This window comes from Metabacillus malikii (assembly GCF_030813355.1).
Taxonomy (GTDB): Bacteria; Bacillota; Bacilli; order Bacillales; family Bacillaceae; genus Metabacillus; species Metabacillus malikii.
The window spans coordinates 62876-83539 of sequence record NZ_JAUSUD010000020.1 but is presented as its reverse complement, the minus strand read 5'-3'; the positions used below and the strand labels follow the sequence as shown (position 1 = coordinate 83539).

19 protein-coding genes are annotated in these 20664 nt (G+C 35.6%); 16 read left to right on the top strand and 3 right to left on the bottom strand.

The genetic code is table 11. From position 1 onward, the window contains the following. The first annotated feature begins 276 nt into the window (after positions 1-276). From queG to srtD, 12 genes are all read left to right on the top strand, one after another. On the top strand, positions 277-1413 hold the full coding sequence (gene queG, locus J2S19_RS17235; protein WP_307344384.1) for a tRNA epoxyqueuosine(34) reductase QueG: 1137 nt from the start codon (positions 277-279) through the stop codon (positions 1411-1413). Positions 1414-1679: 266 nt separating this feature from the next. Next, entirely contained in the window at positions 1680-2585 is a 906-nt protein-coding gene (locus tag J2S19_RS17230) for an amidase domain-containing protein (protein WP_307344383.1), read from the top strand. A 53-nt stretch (positions 2586-2638) separates the two neighbouring features. Then, positions 2639-3151: a tRNA (uridine(34)/cytosine(34)/5-carboxymethylaminomethyluridine(34)-2'-O)-methyltransferase TrmL gene (trmL, locus tag J2S19_RS17225; RefSeq protein ID WP_370875165.1), complete on the top strand. Its 513-nt coding sequence runs from the start codon at positions 2639-2641 to the stop codon at positions 3149-3151. 476 nt (positions 3152-3627) lie between these two features. Further along, positions 3628-5523 carry a PrkA family serine protein kinase gene (locus tag J2S19_RS17220; RefSeq protein ID WP_307344381.1) on the top strand — a complete coding sequence of 632 codons (1896 nt, stop codon included), beginning with the start codon at positions 3628-3630 and terminating at the stop codon, positions 5521-5523. Between the two features lie 286 nt (positions 5524-5809). Further along, a complete protein-coding gene (gene yhbH / locus J2S19_RS17215; protein WP_307344380.1) occupies positions 5810-6982 on the top strand; it encodes a sporulation protein YhbH in 1173 nt (390 codons plus the stop codon). Between the two features lie 172 nt (positions 6983-7154). Further along, the gene (locus J2S19_RS17210; protein WP_307344379.1) at positions 7155-8501 is read left to right on the top strand and encodes a hemolysin family protein; all 1347 of its coding nucleotides are present in this window, start codon (positions 7155-7157) and stop codon (positions 8499-8501) included. A gap of 441 nt (positions 8502-8942) precedes the next feature. After that, positions 8943-9935: an L-glyceraldehyde 3-phosphate reductase gene (mgrA, locus tag J2S19_RS17205; RefSeq protein WP_307344378.1), complete on the top strand. Its 993-nt coding sequence runs from the start codon at positions 8943-8945 to the stop codon at positions 9933-9935. 342 nt (positions 9936-10277) lie between these two features. Beyond that, positions 10278-11231 (top strand): ABC transporter permease, encoded by a 954-nt coding sequence (locus J2S19_RS17200; RefSeq protein ID WP_307344377.1) that lies wholly within the window; start codon positions 10278-10280, stop codon positions 11229-11231. Further along, positions 11221-12174, top strand: a complete 954-nt coding sequence (locus tag J2S19_RS17195) for an iron chelate uptake ABC transporter family permease subunit (RefSeq protein WP_307344376.1) — start codon at positions 11221-11223, stop codon at positions 12172-12174. The genes J2S19_RS17200 and J2S19_RS17195 overlap by 11 nt, the downstream gene beginning before the upstream one ends. Then, complete coding sequence (locus tag J2S19_RS17190; RefSeq protein ID WP_307344375.1) at positions 12171-12938, top strand: iron ABC transporter ATP-binding protein; 768 nt, start codon at positions 12171-12173, stop codon at positions 12936-12938. Before J2S19_RS17195 ends, J2S19_RS17190 begins: the two co-directional genes overlap by 4 nt. A 209-nt stretch (positions 12939-13147) precedes the next feature. Continuing rightward, positions 13148-14191: a siderophore ABC transporter substrate-binding protein gene (locus J2S19_RS17185; protein WP_307344374.1), complete on the top strand. Its 1044-nt coding sequence runs from the start codon at positions 13148-13150 to the stop codon at positions 14189-14191. Between the two features lie 244 nt (positions 14192-14435). Next, positions 14436-15014: a class D sortase, LPxTATN-specific gene (gene srtD / locus J2S19_RS17180; RefSeq protein ID WP_307344373.1), complete on the top strand. Its 579-nt coding sequence runs from the start codon at positions 14436-14438 to the stop codon at positions 15012-15014. Between the two features lie 113 nt (positions 15015-15127). Here srtD and J2S19_RS17175 read toward each other — a convergent pair whose 3' ends face one another. Next, positions 15128-16027 carry an RluA family pseudouridine synthase gene (locus J2S19_RS17175; RefSeq protein ID WP_307344372.1) on the bottom strand — a complete coding sequence of 300 codons (900 nt, stop codon included), beginning with the start codon at positions 16025-16027 and terminating at the stop codon, positions 15128-15130. A gap of 344 nt (positions 16028-16371) precedes the next feature. On the opposite strand from J2S19_RS17175, the gene J2S19_RS17170 reads away from it, so the two are divergent. Beyond that, positions 16372-16776, top strand: coding sequence for a DUF5365 family protein (locus tag J2S19_RS17170; protein WP_307344371.1), 405 nt, complete (start codon positions 16372-16374; stop codon positions 16774-16776). Positions 16777-16843: 67 nt separating this feature from the next. Beyond that, positions 16844-17023: a hypothetical protein gene (locus tag J2S19_RS17165; RefSeq protein ID WP_307344370.1), complete on the top strand. Its 180-nt coding sequence runs from the start codon at positions 16844-16846 to the stop codon at positions 17021-17023. Positions 17024-17087: 64 nt separating this feature from the next. Here J2S19_RS17165 and J2S19_RS17160 read toward each other — a convergent pair whose 3' ends face one another. Both J2S19_RS17160 and J2S19_RS17155 read right to left on the bottom strand, forming a co-directional pair. Continuing rightward, a complete protein-coding gene (locus J2S19_RS17160) occupies positions 17088-17555 on the bottom strand; it encodes a thioredoxin family protein (protein ID WP_307344369.1) in 468 nt (155 codons plus the stop codon). Position 17556: 1 nt separating this feature from the next. Next, on the bottom strand, positions 17557-17988 hold the full coding sequence (locus tag J2S19_RS17155; protein WP_307344368.1) for a disulfide oxidoreductase: 432 nt from the start codon (positions 17986-17988) through the stop codon (positions 17557-17559). A gap of 318 nt (positions 17989-18306) precedes the next feature. Here J2S19_RS17155 and J2S19_RS17150 point away from each other — a divergent pair, with 318 nt between their 5' ends. After that, positions 18307-18732, top strand: a complete 426-nt coding sequence (locus J2S19_RS17150) for a CBS domain-containing protein (protein WP_307344367.1) — start codon at positions 18307-18309, stop codon at positions 18730-18732. A 302-nt stretch (positions 18733-19034) separates the two neighbouring features. After that, the gene (locus J2S19_RS17145; RefSeq protein ID WP_307344366.1) at positions 19035-20576 is read left to right on the top strand and encodes a bifunctional GNAT family N-acetyltransferase/carbon-nitrogen hydrolase family protein; all 1542 of its coding nucleotides are present in this window, start codon (positions 19035-19037) and stop codon (positions 20574-20576) included. Positions 20577-20664 lie beyond the last annotated feature (88 nt).

Genomic DNA, 20664 nt, shown 5'->3' with positions numbered 1-20664 from the left:
AACAAACGACATATATAATAAACATGCTTCCCTATACACTACCGTGTATATAAGTTTTTTTAGATAGAATCAGTAAATTCAAATGCTAGTTCTTGGTACTTAATAAATGAATCGAAATACGTTATAATTTGAGAGGACGAATTGTCAGTTCCTTTTCTAATCGTTGTTGTTAGAAAAGTCGAATGACAATTTTTTTTGCTAATACTGCTAACACATAAATGGTATGTAACCTATTTTTATATAAGATTCTTAAACAATAAGAAGGGAGGTAATTATGTGAACATTGAACAATTTAAACAAGAAGTCATTGCCTATAGTAAAGAAATCGGGATTGATAAAATTGGCTTTACGAGTGCAAATACATTCGAAGAATTAAAACAACGACTGATAAGGCAGCAGGAGCTAGGCTATCAATCAGGTTTTGAAGAACCAGACATTGAAAAACGAGTAACACCAGTTAAGCTCCTCCCAAAAGCAAGCTCGATTATTTCTATTGCCCTTGCCTATCCTTCGAAACTAAAAAATGCTCCTAAAAGCACAAAGGAAGAGCGGAGAGGGATTTTTTGCCGTGCTTCATGGGGACAAGACTATCATACAGTGCTCCGTGACCGACTAGGAAAACTAGAAAACTTTTTAAAAGAAAGAATACCAGAGATTCAAGTAAAATCGATGGTCGATACCGGTGAGCTTTCAGACAGAGCTGTAGCTGAACGGGCAGGTATCGGGTGGAGTGGCAAAAATTGTGCAATTATTACACCTGAATTTGGGTCATATGTTTATTTAGGAGAAATGATTACAAACTTTCCGTTTCCACCAGATACCCCGATGGAAGACCAATGCGGGAGCTGCACGAAATGTCTTGACGTTTGTCCAACTGGTGCGCTCGTGCAAGGGGGACAATTAAATGCTTCAAAATGTATCGCATTCCTTACGCAAACTAAAGGATTTCTTGCTGATGAATATCGTACGAAGATTGGTAATCGCATATACGGTTGTGACACGTGCCAAACGGTTTGTCCTGTGAATAAGGGAAAAGACTTTCATTTTCATGAAGAAATGGAAGCAGACCCGGAAATTGCTAAGCCAAAGCTAAAGCCACTCCTTACGATTAGTAATAAAGATTTTAAAGAGAAATTCGGCCACATTTCAGGCTCTTGGCGCGGGAAGAAGCCGCTTCAACGAAATGCAATTTTAGCATTGGCACACTTTAAGGATACAACCGCACTTCCTGATTTAATCCTATTGATGAAGCAGGACCCACGCCCCGTCATTCGCGGTACAGCTGCCTGGGCAATCGGGAAAATCGGTGGAGAAGACGTTGAAAAAGAACTGTTAAACGCGTTTGAGAAGGAAACAGACGAAGAAGTGAAGCTCGAAATCGAAAAAGGTCTAAAATTAATTAAGAAAAACTGACTGGTTGCTCGCTTTTTATAAGCTGGGCAGCCATTTTTTTATATGAAAAGCATGAAATAAAGTGTAATCTCCCAGCTTTTATCATAAATCTGTCAACTTTGCCAAAAAATCTGTCAACTTTTGAAGAAAATCTCTCAACTTTATGAAAAAATCTGTCATTCGACAAATTCCGCCACATGTTTTAAAAATTCCAATTTAAAAAGTACGACATTTCCGCGTAATTGTTACATACCTTTTATTATTAATAGATGGTGGTGAACCTTAAAATGAAACAAATATTATTGGATTTTCATAAACATAAACTTGATATGCTGATTAATAAAAAACCGTTGCAGATGAAACTCCTTGATGAGCAAGAGTACCAGGCGTTAGAAAGACGCATGCAAACTTTTGAAAAGCGTAATACTGATATTGTTAAAGGAATTACAGAAATTAAAATTATCGGTGTTGAAGAACGTACACAACATATAAAAGAAATATCATACGCCTGTCATCATAAATGGTTAAATAAAAATGAAGATACACTTTATTTGGAAGAAAGTTTTGAACTTCGCAAAGCACGTCTTTATAAGGAAGAAATAGTCGAAGATGTCATTCAGGAGAACAGGACAAAAGAACCGATCCAAACGGGAGAAAATCTCGTCGTCAAAGAATCAGAGCAAATTAGAGAGACGTTTCATTATGATCGACTCGCAGCTGTTCAATATGCCGAGCGATGGTGGAATGATACAAATTCTGCTTATAAAAATTTTGAAGTGAATTGTACAAATTTTATTTCCCAATGCTTGCATGCAGGTGGTGCAAACATGCGCGGGTATCCGAATCGCTCGAAAGGATGGTGGATGCAGCAAAGTAATTGGAGCTATAGCTGGTCTGTAGCCAATGCGATGCGAAATTTCCTGATCCATTCAAAAACAGGGCTACGAGCAAAACAAGTGAAAGCGCCAGAGCAATTGATGCCAGGTGATGTTATCTGTTATGATTTCCAAGGTGATGGCAAATATGATCATACAACATTTGTCGTTGCAAAGGATAAGCAAAATATGCCGCTAGTAAATGCACAAACATACAATAGTCGAATGCGTTATTGGTCATATGAAGACTCAACAGCTTATACACCAAATATAAAGTATACTTTTTTTCGGATACTCGATGATACGAGTTCTTCTTAAAAGTGGTATAATGTCGTTTTGTAGGGGTAAAAAGATATGAAATCATTCTAAATATGATACATTCATATGGAAAAATAGATGAGGTGAAGAAATTGGGTTTACATGTCGCACTATATCAACCAGAAATTCCAGCTAATACAGGCAATATTGCACGTTCATGTGCTGCAACGAATACAACTTTACACTTAATTCGTCCGCTAGGATTCTCCACAGACGACAAAATGTTAAAGCGTGCCGGACTTGATTATTGGGAGTACGTAAATGTTATCTACCATGATTCGTTAGATGAATTATTTAATAGCTACAAAGATGCAGAATTTTTCTATTTAACTAAATTTGGTGAAAAGCCACATACTACGTTTGATTATAGTCATGTCGACAAAGATTACTTTTTTGTTTTTGGACGTGAAACAACAGGATTACCGAAAGATTTAATAAAAGAAAACATGGATCGCTGTTTAAGAATCCCGATGACTGAACATGTTCGTTCATTAAATTTATCGAATACGGCTGCGATTCTAATTTATGAAGCGTTAAGACAACAAAATTATCCAAACTTAACATGAAAGAAGGCTGACTCTGGTGAGAGTCAGCCTTTTTCTGAAGAAAACACTTATTTTTTTGCACCTGGTTTACTTTCATAACCTGCAGTGAAAATTGCAGTTAAAAACGCTAAACTAACCCCAAGAACTAAGATAAATCTCATCGTTTAAACCTCCCTAAATTGTCAATCACGATCCAAACGTAAATTCACAGTGTTATGTAATTAAAATAAAGCGATGATGATAATATTCCCTGTGTTTAGATTATTTTATCATGATGAAAAGGTGAATGTATTGAAGCGTACTAACAATCCACTATATGGACTCTTGCTTTATTATAGCGTAATGAAATGTTGATGTGAATCTGTAAAAGGCTTTTTTACTAAAATTATTCTGTGCAAATGCACAGCTTTTTAGAATGTTAAAGGACATCCTCGCATAAAGTGTATTAATCTGCATGATGGTTTTGACAGCTACGACCAATGTTAAAGGAGGTCCTTATGGATATTTTAAGAAAAATTGAAAAGTACAGAGAAGATGAACAGCGGTTGAAATGGGAAGGATCCTTCGTAGAGTATTTAGATATTGTTAAGGAAAAACCTTGGGTTGCGCAATCAGCTCATTCACGAGTATACAATATGATAAAAGATGCAGGAATTGAAGAAGTAGATGGTAAAAGGCGGTACAAATTTTTTGACCATCAATTATATGGTTTAGAGGATGCGCTAGAACGCCTCGTTGAAGAGTATTTCCATCCAGCTGCAAAGAGACTTGACGTCAGAAAACGAATCTTGCTATTGATGGGACCTGTAAGTGGAGGGAAATCAACATTAGTAACGATGCTAAAACGAGGATTAGAGGCGTACTCGTTAACAGAGCATGGTGCGCTATATGCGATTAAAGGCTGTCCTATGCATGAAGATCCATTACACTTAATTCCACACCATTTAAGGGAAGACTTTTATCAAGAATATGGGATTCGTATTGAAGGAAATCTATCTCCATTAAATGTGATGAGACTTGAGGAAGAGTACGGTGGCAGAATTGAAGATGTTAGAGTGGAAAGAGTCTTCCTATCTGAAGATAAGCGTACTGGAATTGGAACATTTAGCCCATCAGATCCAAAGTCACAAGATATTGCAGATTTAACAGGAAGCATTGACTTTTCAACAATTGCTGAATACGGCTCAGAATCAGATCCGCGTGCTTACCGCTTTGATGGTGAGTTAAACAAAGCTAACCGTGGAATGATGGAGTTTCAGGAAATGCTGAAATGTGATGAGAAGTTTTTATGGCATTTACTTTCACTTACCCAAGAAGGAAATTTCAAGGCAGGTAGGTTTGCGTTAATTTCTGCAGATGAGCTAATCGTCGCCCATACGAATGAAACAGAATATCGTTCATTTATTTCGAACAAAAAGAATGAAGCTCTACATTCCCGAATTATTGTCATGCCTGTTCCTTATAACTTAAAGGTGACAGAGGAAGAACGAATTTATGAAAAGATGATTAAAGAAAGTGATGTCGCAGATGTTCATATTGCACCACATACGTTAAAGGTAGCGGCGATGTTTACAATTTTAACAAGATTAAAGGAACCAAAACGCGGAGACATCGACCTTGTGAAGAAAATGAGATTATATGATGGCGAAAGTGTAGAAGGCTTTAACTCTGTTGATGTTGCAGAGCTGAGAAAGGAATACAATGACGAAGGGATGTCGGGCATTGACCCGCGTTATGTCATTAACAGAATTTCCTCGACGATTATTCGGAAGGAAATACCATCAATTAATGCACTTGATGTTCTACGTTCACTTAAGGAAGGTCTTGACCAGCATGCTTCAATTTCAAATGAAGAACGTGAAAAATACTTAAATTTCATCTCAATCGCGAGAAAACTTTATGATGACATGGCGAAAAAAGAAGTACAGAAAGCTTTTGTTTACTCGTATGAAGAGTCTGCAAAAACATTAATGGATAATTACTTAGATAATGTTGAAGCATACTGTAATAAAAATAAGCTTCGCGATCCGTTAACAGGTGAAGAAATGAATCCTGATGAAAAATTAATGCGCTCAATTGAGGAGCAAATTGGCATTTCTGAAAACGCGAAAAAAGCGTTCCGTGAAGAAATCTTAATTCGAATCTCAGCCTATGCGCGAAAAGGGAAACGATTTGATTACAATTCACATGAGCGTCTTCGTGAAGCAATCCAGAAGAAGTTGTTTGCTGACTTAAAAGATGTAGTGAAAATTACGACTTCATCGAAAACACCTGATGAACAACAGCTGAAGAAAATTAATGAAGTTGTTGCAAGGCTAGTTGATGAACACGGCTATAACACTGCTTCTGCTAATGATTTATTACGTTATGTAGGAAGTCTATTAAATAGATAAGTTAAATATAATACGAGGCTGACAAAAATAAGTGTCAGTCTTTTTTTATTCTTTATAGAAGGCTTGTCCATTATCAATAGTGACTTGTCTCATTTTTAATGATTCCACTATCGATTTCAAAATTATTTGTCAATTAATTAAAACTTGTGCATAGGATAGAGTAATCCACTGAATTACAAATGACAGGTAGTATGAAAATGATTCATCCACGTTAGTGTATGCATGGTATTCGGAGAATGTGACTCTTTTTTAAAAAAAATTTAAATTTTGGAGGGGGAATTGGTATATGTCAGGTCAAGACCATAACTTTGTAATCTCACAAGAAGATTGGACCCTCCATCGTAAAGGCCACGACGATCAAACTCGCCATCAAGAAAAAGTTCAAGAAGCGATTCGCAACAATCTTCCAGATTTAATAACTGAAGAAAGCATTATCATGTCAAATGGGAAGAACGTTGTGAAAATCCCAATTCGTTCATTGGACGAATATAAAATTCGATATAACTATGATAAAAATAAGCATGTTGGCCAAGGTGATGGAGATAGTCAGGTAGGAGATGTCGTTGCAAGGGACGGTTCGCCAGCAGATGCAAAAGGACCAGGTAAAGGGCAAGGAGCAGGTGATCAAGCAGGGGAAGATTATTATGAAGCTGAAGTATCAATCCTCGAAGTAGAAGCAGCATTATTTAAAGAGTTGGAACTGCCAAATTTAAAGCAAAAAGAACGAGACGAGATTGTCATTGAAGATATTGAATTTAATGATATAAGACGGACTGGGTTAATGGGTAACATTGATAAAAAACGAACAATGCTATCAGCCTATAAACGTAATGCGTTAGCTGGAAAATCAAAATTCCACCCGATTTTTCCTGAGGATTTAAAGTATAAGACATGGAATGAAGTTGTAAAGCCAGAATCAAAGGCTGTCGTCATTGCGATGATGGATACGAGTGGTTCAATGGGAATATGGGAAAAATATATGGCACGTAGCTTCTTCTTTTGGATGACAAGATTTTTAAGAACAAAATATGAAAAAGTTGAAATCGAATTTATTGCACACCACACTGAAGCGAAAACGGTTACAGAAGAGGATTTCTTCTCAAAAGGTGAAAGTGGTGGCACAATCTGTTCCTCAGCTTACCGTAAAGCACTTGAAGTGATTGAAGAAAAGTATCACCCAGCACGCTATAATATTTATCCATTTCATTTCTCTGATGGTGATAATCTAACTTCAGACAATGCCAGATGTGTTAAGCTTGTTGGAGAATTAATGAAATTATCTAATATATTTGGATATGGTGAAGTAAATCAGTATAATCGCCATTCAACCTTAATGTCCGCATATAAAAATATCAATGATGAGAAATTCCGCTACTATATCCTCAAGCAAAAAGCAGACGTTTTCCAGGCAATGAAAAGTTTTTTCCGCAAAGAAGAGGGCAATCAGATGTTTGCATAAAGGAGAGAAACCTTACTCGGTAATGAGTAGGGTTTTTTCATGATTTCGGGGTAATTCTATTACAGTATTCAATGAGAAAAATCTTCCTTCAAATTATCAAAACTTTCAGGGCATGATAACTAACTAGAAGATCGTAAAACTTGGAGCCATGAAAGTTTGGAGGCGGATGCTCATGATTACTGAAATCATAATCTTAGCAATCTTAATACTATGTAATGCCTTTTTTGCTGCTTCAGAGATTGCACTTATCTCGCTTAATGATGTGAAAATAAAACAAATGGCTGATAATGGCGACCATAAGGCCAAAAAGTTAGACAAGCTTCTTTCAGAACCGAGTAGCTTTTTAGCAACAATTCAAATTGGCATTACACTTGCCGGTTTTTTAGCAAGTGCATTTGCGGCGGAAAGCTTTGCAGGGCATTTATCAACTACTTTGTATAATGCAGGTGTCCCAATTTCAAAAGAAATTCTCGGTAGAATATCAGTGATTGTGATTACATTAATTCTTTCCTATTTTACATTAGTTGTTGGTGAGTTAGTTCCAAAACGGTTGGCGCTTCAAAAGGCCGATGAAATAGCGAATATTGCTGTCTCACCATTACTACTACTATCTAAAATCACCGCTCCCTTTGTGAAACTTCTTACGTTATCGACAAACATGATTGTAAGGCTATTTGGAGTTGATCCGAATGCTGATGATGAAGAGGTAACAGAAGAGGAAATTAGAATGATGATTGATGTCGGGAAAGAAAGAGGCACGATTCAGGAAACAGAAAAAATGATGATAAATAATATCTTTGAACTCGACAATAAAACTGTTTCTGAAATTATGACTCATCGGACGGATATCATTGCCATCCCGATTCATTATACTTTATCCGAGACGGTTAGCTTGGTAAATGTTGAACGGTACACACGTTTTCCAGTTTATAAGGAAGGTATTGACGATATAGTTGGTATTTTACATGTGAAGGATTTAATTCAATTTATTGAAAACTGTGAAGATGATAGATTTCACTTGGAGGAATTATTACGTGAACCTTATTTCGTTCTCGAATCGAAGTCTATTGATGAACTGTTTAAAGAAATGCAAATGTACAACATTCATATGGCTGTTGCCATCGATGAATACGGTGGTACGGACGGTATTGTAACAATAGAGGATGTCATTGAAGAAATCGTAGGAAATATTTTTGATGAATATGATGACCGTGAAATGGATGACGAGGAAATTCAAAAGGTTGATGATTTTACTTATGTCATACCAGGGAAAACAAATTTATATGTTGTAGAGGAATTATTTCATATTCAATTCCCAACTGACGATTATGATACGTTAAGCGGTTTTGTTATTGGTGAGTTAGGCTATATTCCAAATGAAGATGAACGTCCGGAAGTGGAATTTGCACAAATTAAATTTAAAGTTGAAGAGATGGATGATAAGCGAATTGAAAAAATAAAAGCTATGGTCCCTCATGCCTCAGAAGGTAAAATGAATAGAGATAATTCAGAGGCATAAAACAATTGTAGAGACATCACAGAGCGATGAGAGATACAAAAGTTTTAAAAACAACAATATTAAGTATCAAATATTGTAATGACCTAGTGTAGGGAGATGGCCTGTTTCTGCTATTTCGATACCATCATAGCTTGACAGGCTTCCCTCCTTTTTAGTACTGAAAGAAGAAGCATACGATAAAAGAGCTAATTTTCATATTACACTCGATTTCATCTTGTTAACACTGCAAACGTTACTCTGCTTCAGTTATCGAACCACATTAATGACCGCTTGAATAGATTTGACCATCGAATTCTCCTTGATTGTTAGTTAGAAAAACAACAAACTGTAACGTAAAAAGAACCCCAATTCTAAATCGTAAAAATAGTTTGAGCTAGAAACTCGTCATATTTAAAATCTGATGTATGATATAGTTAACCGCTTAAATGAAAGGGGATACATATGGTTTATAGTGCTAATAATGAACGTTATCAAGAAATGAAATATAACCGTGTAGGACATTCAGGATTACAGCTACCGGCAATTTCTTTAGGTCTGTGGCATAATTTTGGGGGCGTAGATACGTTTGAAAATGGACGTGCTATGCTACGTCGTGCTTTCGATTTAGGGATTACTCATTTTGACTTAGCAAATAATTATGGCCCGCCTCCTGGCAGTGCTGAAGAAATGTTTGGTAAAATGCTAAAAACTGATTTTGCTCCATATCGTGATGAAATGATTATTTCGACAAAGGCTGGTTATCACATGTGGGATGGACCTTATGGGGAATGGGGTTCAAAGAAATATCTTATCTCTAGCCTTGACCAAAGCTTAAAGAGAATGGGATTAGATTATGTTGATATCTTTTACTCACATCGATTTGATCCGAATACACCATTGGAAGAAACAATGGGGGCATTGGACCAAATTGTCCGTCAAGGGAAAGCTCTATACGTTGGGATTTCTAGCTATGATGCAGAACAAACTGCAAAAGCTGTATCGATTTTAAATGAACTAGGAACGCCTTTACTTATCCATCAGCCAAGCTATTCAATGTTTAACCGCTGGATTGAAGATGGCTTACAAGATGTACTCACTGAGCAGGGAGTCGGCTCAATTGCCTTCTGCCCGTTAGAGCAAGGTTTATTAACAAACAAATATATTTCAGGTATTCCAACTGATTCAAGAGCAGCGAAAGCGAATACGTTCTTAAGTGAGGAAAGGGTAACAGAGGATGTTATCCGCCGGGTGACACAATTAAATGAAATAGCAGTTGAAAGAGGGCAAAATTTAGCGCAAATGGCATTGGCATGGGTATTACGTGAAGGCCGAGTTACGTCAGCACTTATTGGTGCTAGTCGTGTTAGTCAGATTGAAGAGAATGTAGCAGCATTGAATAATCTTGATTTCACTTCTGAAGAACTAGCGAAAATTGAAGAGATTTTAAATAATTGATAATGAAGTTTGATAATGCACTCAAGTTGTTAGAGTGCATTTTTTCTGTTTGTTAAGGGTATTATTTCTCGTTGTGAAGATTCTGTGAATTCGATTCATACATAGGAGAACTTGGAAAATAGTCCTTTTCACTACTAAAGTTTTATGATACATTAATAATTGTACTTGATAATCAATCTCATTAGAATCATTCTAATGAAGCTTGATTTTAATAGTCTTTAACTAATAATGATAATGATTATCGTTTGTTCATCTTCTTTCTTGAAGGGTTACAAGATAAAATCCACTTCTTGATGATAACTATTATCATTTGTCATAATAAAATATATGTGAGGGTTTTACATGAGATTATGGATGTTAGTAATTGCAGCTATCGTCCTGTCTTTTATTTCGCTATTTGTCGGAGCAATTGATATTAAACCGAGTGATTTGCTAGATTGGGAATCAGATGAAACACAAATTTTCCTAATAAGTCGCCTCCCACGGTTAATTGCGATTATTCTAGCGGGGGCAGGAATGAGTATTGCCGGCTTAATTATGCAATCTTTAAGTCGAAATAAGTTTGTATCACCAACAACTGCTGGTACGCTAGATGCAGCAAAACTTGGAATTTTAATTTCAATGTTGTTTTTTACGAATGTAACGTATACACAGCAAGTTATTTTTAGTTTTGCTTTTGCGTTGGCTGGTACTTTTCTTTTCATGCAAATATTAGACCGAATTAAATTTAAGGATGTCATATTTGTTCCGCTAATCGGTATTATGTATGGGAATATTTTATCCTCGATTACGACGTTTCTTGGCTATGAAGCAGATTTACTGCAAAATATTTCATCGTGGCTGATGGGAAGTTTTACATTAATCATTTCGGGACGCTATGAACTACTATATGTTAGCATTCCAGCAGTCATATTAGCCTATCTTTATGCCAATAAATTTACTGTTGCAGGTATGGGTGAAGATTTTGCGAGGAACTTAGGCTTAAGCTATAAAGTTGTATTAAATCTTGGACTTATCCTAGTTGCGATTATTTCGACAACGGTGGTATTAACTGTTGGGGTTATTCCGTTTTTAGGACTTATCGTGCCAAACATTGTCTCACTATATTTAGGAGATAACCTACGTAAAACGATTCCACATACAGCATTATTAGGGGTAGTTTTCCTACTTATTTGTGACATATTAGGGCGTATCATTATCCACCCTTATGAAATCCCTGTAAATGTTACTGTAGCAGTGATAGGCAGTGCGATCTTCTTAACGATGCTACTTAGGGGGAGAGCATATGCGAAATAGTACAAAATTAATTATTTTAGCAGTGATTGCAATCGTATGTATATTATTCTATGGTTTTTACGATATAAAAGGCGGATTTGATTATGCCTTCCCTAGAAGGATGCTTAAAGTTAGTGCAATGATCGTTACAGGAATTGCGATTTCCTTTTCAACTGTCGTGTTCCAGACGATTACCCATAATCGTATTTTAACACCTTCTGTTATGGGACTTGATTCTATGTATCAAGTTGTACAGACGTTAATTTACTTTTTTGCAGGGTCGATGTCAGTTTGGGTGCTTAATAAATATTTAAACTTTGGTGCAGCAATATTTGCGATGGTACTTTTTGCGTTGATATTATATCGATTTTTATTCAGAGCAGATAAGCATCCGGTGTATTTCCTTCTATTAATCGGGATGATTGTTGGGACCTTGTTAGGAAGCTTTGTTACATTCCTTCAAGTATTAATTGACCCGGTTGAGTATTTAAGTCTGCAAAGCCGCTTATTTGCAACATTTTCAAATGTGAAGGCGGAATTGTTATTTATTGCTATCGGTATATTATTCATTGCATTCATTTATGGATACTTTATTATGGGTAAGCTTGATGTCATGTCACTTGGCCGTGAAAATGCAATGAACCTTGGTATCAACTATGACGGCATGGTGATGAGAATCTTAATTTTATCGTCTGTATTAATTGCAACATCGACAGCACTCGTTGGACCAATAACATTCTTTGGATTAATTGTAGCCAATCTATCTTATCAATATTTGGTTACATATAAACATTCGATTCACATTATCGGAGCAAGTTTAATTAGTATTATTGCATTAGTCGGTGGACAATTTCTAGTTGAACATATTTTTGAGTTACGCACAACATTGAGTGTCATTATTAATTTTATCGGCGGTATTTATTTTATTTACTTATTACTAAAGGAAAGTAGGGCAGCAGGATGATTGAAATCAAAGGATTAACAAAACAATTTGGCAAAAAACCTGTTGTAGAGGATGTTTCTGTCACAATTGAACCAGGGACAATTACATCATTTATCGGACCGAATGGGGCTGGTAAGTCAACACTTCTTTCAATGGTAAGCCGTTTATTAGAAGCAGACACAGGTGAAGTATTACTTGATCAAAATAACGTTAAAAAGTGGAAGTCTTCTGAATTTGCGAAACGTGTATCTATTTTAAAACAATCAAACTACCTTAATGTTCGTTTAACAGTAAGGGAACTTGTTGCATTTGGTCGCTATCCTTATTCCAAAGGCCGCTTAAATGCAGTTGATGAAGATTTTATTAATCAGGCATTGGATTATATGAATCTAGCAGAGATGCAAGACAAGTTTTTGGATGAATTATCTGGCGGTCAAAAGCAGCGTGCATTTATCGCAATGGTTATTGCTCAGGATACAGATTATATTTTGCTTGATGAGCCTTTAAATAACTTGGATATGAAACACTCTGTGCAAATTATGAAAATTTTACGGAAGTTAGTCGATGAACTTGGTAAAACAGTTGTCATTGTTTTGCATGACATTAATTTTGCTTCCGTGTATTCAGACCGTATTGTCGCTTTAAAAAATGGAAGGCTTGTGAAGAACGGCCCGACAAATGAAATCATTAATTCTGACGCACTACGGGAAATTTATGATATGGATATTCCGATTCAAGAGCAAAATGGATGCAGAATTTGTGTCTATTTCAATTCACATACGTAAAAATGGTATAGCCTAGAGAAAGAGTTCATTCGTTTTTTCTCTAGGTATCTACTGAAATCGTCAGTATTTATTTTATATTTTGAAAAAATTAAATGAATTAATAAAAAGCTATTGACATAACTTGGATTATGAAGCATAATGATAATCGTTATCACTGATAATGATTATCATTAACAATATACTAATTGAGAAGAAGGAGAGTAATAGATATGAAAAAAACAAAGTTATTAGTTGTACTTTTAGCAGCTTTCGTATTACTGCTTGCAGCATGTGGCTCTAAGGAAGAAGTTTCAAAAAAGGAATCATCTGAAACAACAGCAGCTGAAGGTAAGACTGAAGAAACAAAATCTGAGGAAGCAAACGGGGAAGGTTCTACATATCCAATGACTGTAGCGCCAACAGTTGCTTCAGTTGAAGGTGAAGAAGCTCCGATTAATTTCGAAGATGTAAAGTTTGAAAAAATGCCAGAGAAAATTGCAGTGTTTGATTACGGCTTCTTAGATACTTTAGATGCATTAGGTGTTGAAGGAATCGCAGGTGTTGCACAGGATACTAGCTTACCAGCTAATCTTGAAAAATATGCTTCTGATGACTATACAAATGTTGGTGGTTTAAAAGAACCTTTATTAGAAGACCTAGCTGAGTTAGACCCGGATGTTATCTTTATCTCAGGACGTCAGTCAGCATTCTATGAAGAATTAAAAGATATTGCTCCTGTTGTGTTTGTAGGAACATCTCAAGAAGACTACTGGAACACATTCTTAGCTTCAGTAGATTTAGCAGCAAAAATGTTTGGCAAAGAAGCAGAGGCTAAAGAATATACAGCTAAAATTGATACAGCTCTTGAAGAAATCAAAGCTTTAGCAGGAAACTATGAAACATCTTTAGTAACAATGTACAACGAAGGTAAATTATCAGGATTCTCAACAAACTCTCGTTTTGGATACCTATATGACATTTATGGGTTCAAGCCAGTAAAAGAAGATATCGATGCTTCATCACATGGTTCAAACTTCGGCTTCGAAGCAATCTTAGAAATCAATCCACAAGTATTATTTGTTATTGACCGTACAGCAGCTGTTGGCGGTGAATCAAATATTGATAAAGATATGGAAAATGACATTATTAAGAAAACAGATGCATACAAAAACGAAAAAATCGTTTACTTAGATGGTCCACTTTGGTACCTAAGCGGTGGCGGTTTACAATCAGAACTTGCCAAAATCAATGAAATCTTAGACGAATTAAAATAATTATTGCAGGAGGCTGTCCATCTAATGGGCAGCCTCTTTTTTTGGCATATGTGGGGACAGTCCCCCGATGTATTAACGCATTAACGGGTTGAGGGACAGTCCCCCGGTATGTTAACGCATTAAAGTGTTGAGGGACTGTCCCCGCTTTACAAAAATTTTACATCGTTTATATGTTTGCTATCAGATTACGGGATGCTTCTATGATATAATAAAATTTAATTAATAAAGGGAAGAGTGAATGTTGATGAGGAAACTGTCATATTTACTAATTTTAGTTGGTTTATGTATTGTAGGTTATGCAGGATGGGAGATTTACGATACGAAGGCACAGACGACACAATCATTAGAGAAAGCCAGGGAGATTGTTGAGTCACCGCCTAGTAAAGAAGTTTTTAAACAAGAAGATGGAACGTTTAAACCACCGACAGGAGAAGCAGCTGGTATTTTGCATATTCCAAAGTTAAGTGCAGATTTACCGATTGTCGAAGGTACTGACCCAGATGACCTTGAAAAAGGCGTAGGTCATTATAAAGGGAGCTTCTATCCCGAAGAAAATGGACAAATTGTTTTATCTGGCCACCGAGATACTGTATTTCGTAAAGCTGGGGAGCTAGAGATTGGTGATAATTTAAAAATGATCCTACCCTATGGTGAATTTGAATATGAAATCACCCATACAAAAATCGTTGAAGCAGACGATACGAGTATCATCACACTTCAAAATGAAGAGGAAGAACTTCTACTAACAACATGCTATCCATTTAGCTATGTCGGAAATGCACCGCAGCGTTATATCATCTATGCTAAGAAAAAAGCAGCTTAATTAAAGAGAGGGTGACTCAAAAGGCTATACTCATCCTCCGCAACTACGTAATATTAATATCTATCTACTTACGTAGTTGTGGAGGATGAGGTCTTAACTTTTGAATCACCCTTTTAACTATTCAATAGCTTTTCCACATCACTCGGATAAGTGGCTTTTGCAACAATTTCTTCTTTCGTAATGGGGTGTGTTAGCTGTATCTGCACAGCATGTAAAGCTTGTCTATCTATATATTTTTTACTGCCGCCATATAGGGTATCACCAATGATTGGATGCCCAATTGAGCTTAAATGAACACGAATTTGATGGGTTCTACCAGTTTCAAGCTGTAGAGAAAGTACTGTTAGATTTTTATCGCTTTTATAGTGTTCTACCTGATAATGTGTAATTGCCTTTTGTCCGGTTGGTGAGACACGTCTTCTCGTAGCATGATGTCGGTCCTTTCCAATGGGACTATTAATAACACCTTGGTGCTTATTCATACGACCTTCTACAATGGCGACGTAGGTACGTTTTATTTTTCTTTGCTCAAGTGCCGTATCTAATAATGAATGTGCTAAATCATGCTTAGCAAAAATAAGCGCACCTGACGTATCTTTGTCTAGGCGATGGATATGACGTACTTTCGTTTGTAGTCCATTTGCTTGAAAATGATATGCTACTGCATTTGCTAATGTTCCTGTTTGATTTGGAGAATTTGGATGTGTATCAATGCCAGGCTGCTTATTTACAATTAATAGATGAGGATCCTCAAATAAAACATCAAGGGGAAGATTTTCCGGAACTACACCATAATCTTCTTGTTTAAACAGTTGTAATTGAAGGATATCACCTTTTTGCAGCTTATGATTTACATCAGTTCGCTCGTTATTTCTGTTTATCATCGAAGCTTGATTCCATTTTGAAATCATTGCTTTGGACGCACCAATTTCTTTTGAAAGAACATGGTATACAGTTAGTTGTTCCCATTCTACCGGAATGGGAATGTTAAACCACTCTCCGTTTTTTTCCAATTTCGCGACAACCTTTCTATTTATAAATTCATCTTAAAACCTATCCGATTCGTTCACTATGATAATTGAATATTGGTCCTTGAAAGTTCCTTGGGTGGAATACGAAATAGCAACTATTGTTAATGCTGTTTAAACGTCTCGAAAAAGTAAAAAAATAACAACTATATTATTTTCATAAATCCATAATCAGCGTAGATTTACCCTCTATATAGATAATATAACAAATCAACTAGGTATACATAACTACTATTGGAACTACAACCTAGTTCCGGTAACACTTACCTCTAAAATGTTGAATTATACTATGGTATGCTAACTGTAATGATTTTATAAAGGGTGATTAAATGAAAGTTGTTGTTGCATCAACAGAAGAACAAGAGCGACATATTTCAGAATTAGTTGACCAGCTCTATACAGAAATATTTCCAAAATTTTTCCCAGATGATGAGATTAAAGGTTTAAAAGACAAACATGTATTAAAACCACAGGAAACAGACCAAATGTATAATAGTAATCTTAAAGATGCATTCCAAATTATCTCTAGTCTCCAAGCAATTGTTGCTGTTCTTGAACACATAGACGATTGCAAGCATGTTGAAGATTATCAAAACATGTTCGAGAGAAATAGTATGAATTTAAATAACTTTGGGTATTACTTTCCGCTTACTTTCGCACAATTTAAACATGCCGAAAGTCAATCGGGAGAATTTAGTCAGTATGTTCGACCTGCTAATAACTGGATCGTTTAAGAAAAACGTCGCTTTCATGCGGCGTTTTTTTATTTTCAAAAAACAATTGGTTAGCTTGTGGTGGAATTTGTCGAATGATAGATTATTTGATGAAGTTGGGAGATTATTTTCAAAAGTTGACAGAAAAGTAAGTAAAGTTGAGAAATTTTCTTTAAAGGTTGACAGACAGATTTTCACTATAAAATCATCAGATTTTCGTGTTACAACGATAAAAATTCCAACACTTTTTTATAATCCGCTTTTTTAATTCCCAAAATAAAAAAGGCAGCTGTTTAATAGCTGCCTAAGTCTTTGAACATTAATACTGGAAGTTAAGATTTCCATTCAGTTAAAATCGATGTATAGCCTTCTTTTGTGTTAGCCCCTTTAGTACGTGCAACTTCTTTACCATCTTTAAAATGAATGAGAGTAGGAGTTGACTCGATATTGAATTCTGTCCATGCTTGTTCAAATTCTAACACATTATATTGCTCAATCTTTACGCCGACATCCTCAGCTGCAGGCATCAATTCTGGTGTAGCGTTTTTACAATGAACACATTCAGGGCTGAAGAAATAGACGATTACTTCTTCTTTGTTCGCTAATTTTTCATCTAGTTCATCTGGTAGAATGATATTTTGATAGTTAGGATCATCTAATAAATCAACTGTAGAGCTTTTTAAGTTATTTGTTCCGTAAACATTTCCTTCTGCCTGTTTATTTTTTTGATATGTGGTCATAATCCCCAATGAAGCAAAAAGTAATACGATGATTCCACCAAAAATAAGAATTTTTTTCAATTTAACGACCTGCCTTTTTTAATATAGTAATACTTGTGACAAAGATGATAATAAATGCAATCAATGCTAAAAAGGGAATAGTAATAAATCCTAACCAATTAATATACTCACCCGTACAAGGGACAATACCACATTCAATTGAATTGTTACCAAGAAAATCAATTTTCTGAATTCCATAATGATAAAGGGAGATACAGCCTCCAATAGCAGATAACAGTAGAGAATATCGTGCTGCTTTAGCATCCTTTTTGAACACGCCGATACCTAAAATAATTACTAGCGGATACATGAAAATTCGTTGATACCAACAAAGTTCACAAGGTGTATATTGAAGAATTTCAGAAAAATATAAGCTTCCTAATGTAGCGACAAATGATGTAATCCATGCAAACGTTAATAGATTTTCAATTGCTTTCACTCGAGAACTAGACATACCATCCCTCACAATAATTCTATTTTCTTAAATTATAGTAGGAAAAATGGATACTGTAAAATAGATAGTTTGTGAATATTGTTGACCACTATTTATCGGAGAGATTGATAATGCTTATTTTAGTAAAGCTTACTTTTTTTTTTAGTTTTGAGATATACCATTTTTTGAAATTGAACACCGATTCACTTACTTGAAAATACTTTTACCTTTAGTAATTAATAAGTTGTCCACCCATAAAAAATATACTCTATATAAATTCTGCTAATGGTAAAGAAAAAATAATTGCGAATACTAAACGGTGAAAGGGGTGGATGAAAGATGACGACAATAAGAGAATGTATGACAACAAATGTTGAAACAGTCTCATCAAATCAAACGATAAAAGAGGCTGCGGAAATTATGGCACGTAACAATGTTGGGTCAATTCCAGTTGTTAATTCTGGCGAGTTAGTTGGAATTATTACAGACCGTGATATTACAACGCGCTCAACTGCACATGGACTTGATAATCAAACACCAGTATCGCAAGTTATGACGACTAATCTTGTATCAGGTCATATCTCGATGTCAACAGAAGAAGCAGCAAAGGTGATGGCACAGCATCAAATTCGTCGTTTACCGATTGTTGAAAACAATCAACTAGTAGGTATTGTTGCTTTAGGAGATCTTGCAACAAACGAAATGTCAGATGAAGCAGCAGGCGTTGCATTAGCAAATATATCCGAACCAAATAAAACTTTATAAAATAGAGGAAAATAATCGACGCTCAGAGAATGTAACATTTACTCTGAGTGTTTTTTATGGTTTTGTTATTAACAAACCATGACTATTGTTGTCCTGCCTTGAAATTCGCCTTTACTTTTAGTCTGAGTTATATACTTTCAAGCTACTGACGAGTCTATTAACTCCTTAGGTTTTGTAAGGCTGTCATTGAAGGATTTAATACATTGTCAATTGAAGCAAAAAAGCACCGGTATATTTTAGTTTTTGAAAAATGAAATCAGGGTAATCTATTTGGAGAGAAAATACATTAAAGGAGAATGCACATGTCCGAGAAACTCGACTTATCAAAGTTTGAGAAGAAAATGATCATTCGAAATATTGAAGAGCGTGATCTTGATGAGTTATTAAAATTACAAGGCAAATGCTTTCCAGGTATGACACCTTGGAAAAGAGAGCATTTAGTTAGTCATTTAGAACATTTTCCGGATGGGCAATTTTGTGCAGAGTTAGATGGCAAAATAATCGGTTCTTGCTCAAGCTTGTTAATAAATTTTGATGAATATGATGACAGACATACATGGGATGATATTACGGACAACGGCTACATTACAAATCATAATCCAGATGGTTACAATATGTATGGCATTGAGGTCATGGTACATCCTAATTATCGCCGTATGAAGATTGGTCACCGTTTATATGAGGCAAGGAAAGATTTAGCAAGACGATTAAATTTAAAAAGTATTATTATTGGCGGGAGAATACCAAATTATTATAAATATGCTGATGAGCTAACACCGAGAGAATACGTACAACAAGTAATGCTTCACAAAATTTATGACCCTGTCCTTTCGTTTCAATTATTAAATGAATTTACATTAATGAGGATTAACCCTAATTATTTATCGGATGATTTAGCATCTTATCAATATGCAACATTGATGGAATGGAACAATGTTGATTACCAGCCAAATACAAAAAGGTTCTATAAAACATCACACCCAGTTCGTATATGTGTTGTTCAATATATGATGAAGCAAATTAACTCATTTGAAGAGTTTGCAAAGCAAGTAGAATATTATACAGATGTTGCCTCTGATGCAGGGTCGGATTTTGCAGTCTTTCCTGAAATCTTTACAACACAATTAATGTCTTTCCACCGAGAAACATCACCTAGTAAAGCAATTCAACGCTTAACAGAATATACAGAAGAGTATATTGAATTATTTACGGAGCTTGCCGTTCGTTACAATGTAAACATCATTGGTGGTTCTCATGTTGTAGAAGAAGAAGGTAGGATTTATAATATTGCCTACTTATTTCGACGTGATGGAACAATTGAAAAACAATATAAACTACACATTACACGAAATGAGCGGAAATGGTGGGGGATAAGCAGGGGCGATAAAGTTCGAGTCTTTGATACAGATTGTGGAAAAATTGCAATTCAAATATGTTATGATATTGAGTTCCCTGAGTTGGCAAGGATTGCAACAGATAAAGGGGCAAAAATTATCTTTACACCGTTTTGTACTGAAGATAGGCAAAGCTATTTAAGGGTACGCTATTGTGCACAGGCTCGAGCGGTTGAAAATCAAATATACACCGTAATAGCAGGAACAGTTGGAAACCTTCCACAAACAGAAAATATGGATATCCAATATGCACAGTCAGGTATATTTGCACCTTCAGATTTTGAATTTGCGAGAGATGGAATTGTCGTTGAAAGCAATCCAAATATTGAAATGGTCGCAATCGGAGATGTGGACCTCGAAATATTAAGAAGAAAACGGCAATCTGGAACTGTTAATCAACTAAAGGACCGTAGAAAGGATATTTATACGATTATGTATGATAAAGATTGATATTCTTAATAATTTGTAAAAAATGACCTGTGTTGTACCGTTTGTAATATGCTAAAATAAGGATGTTAATTATTGTTATACATAATCG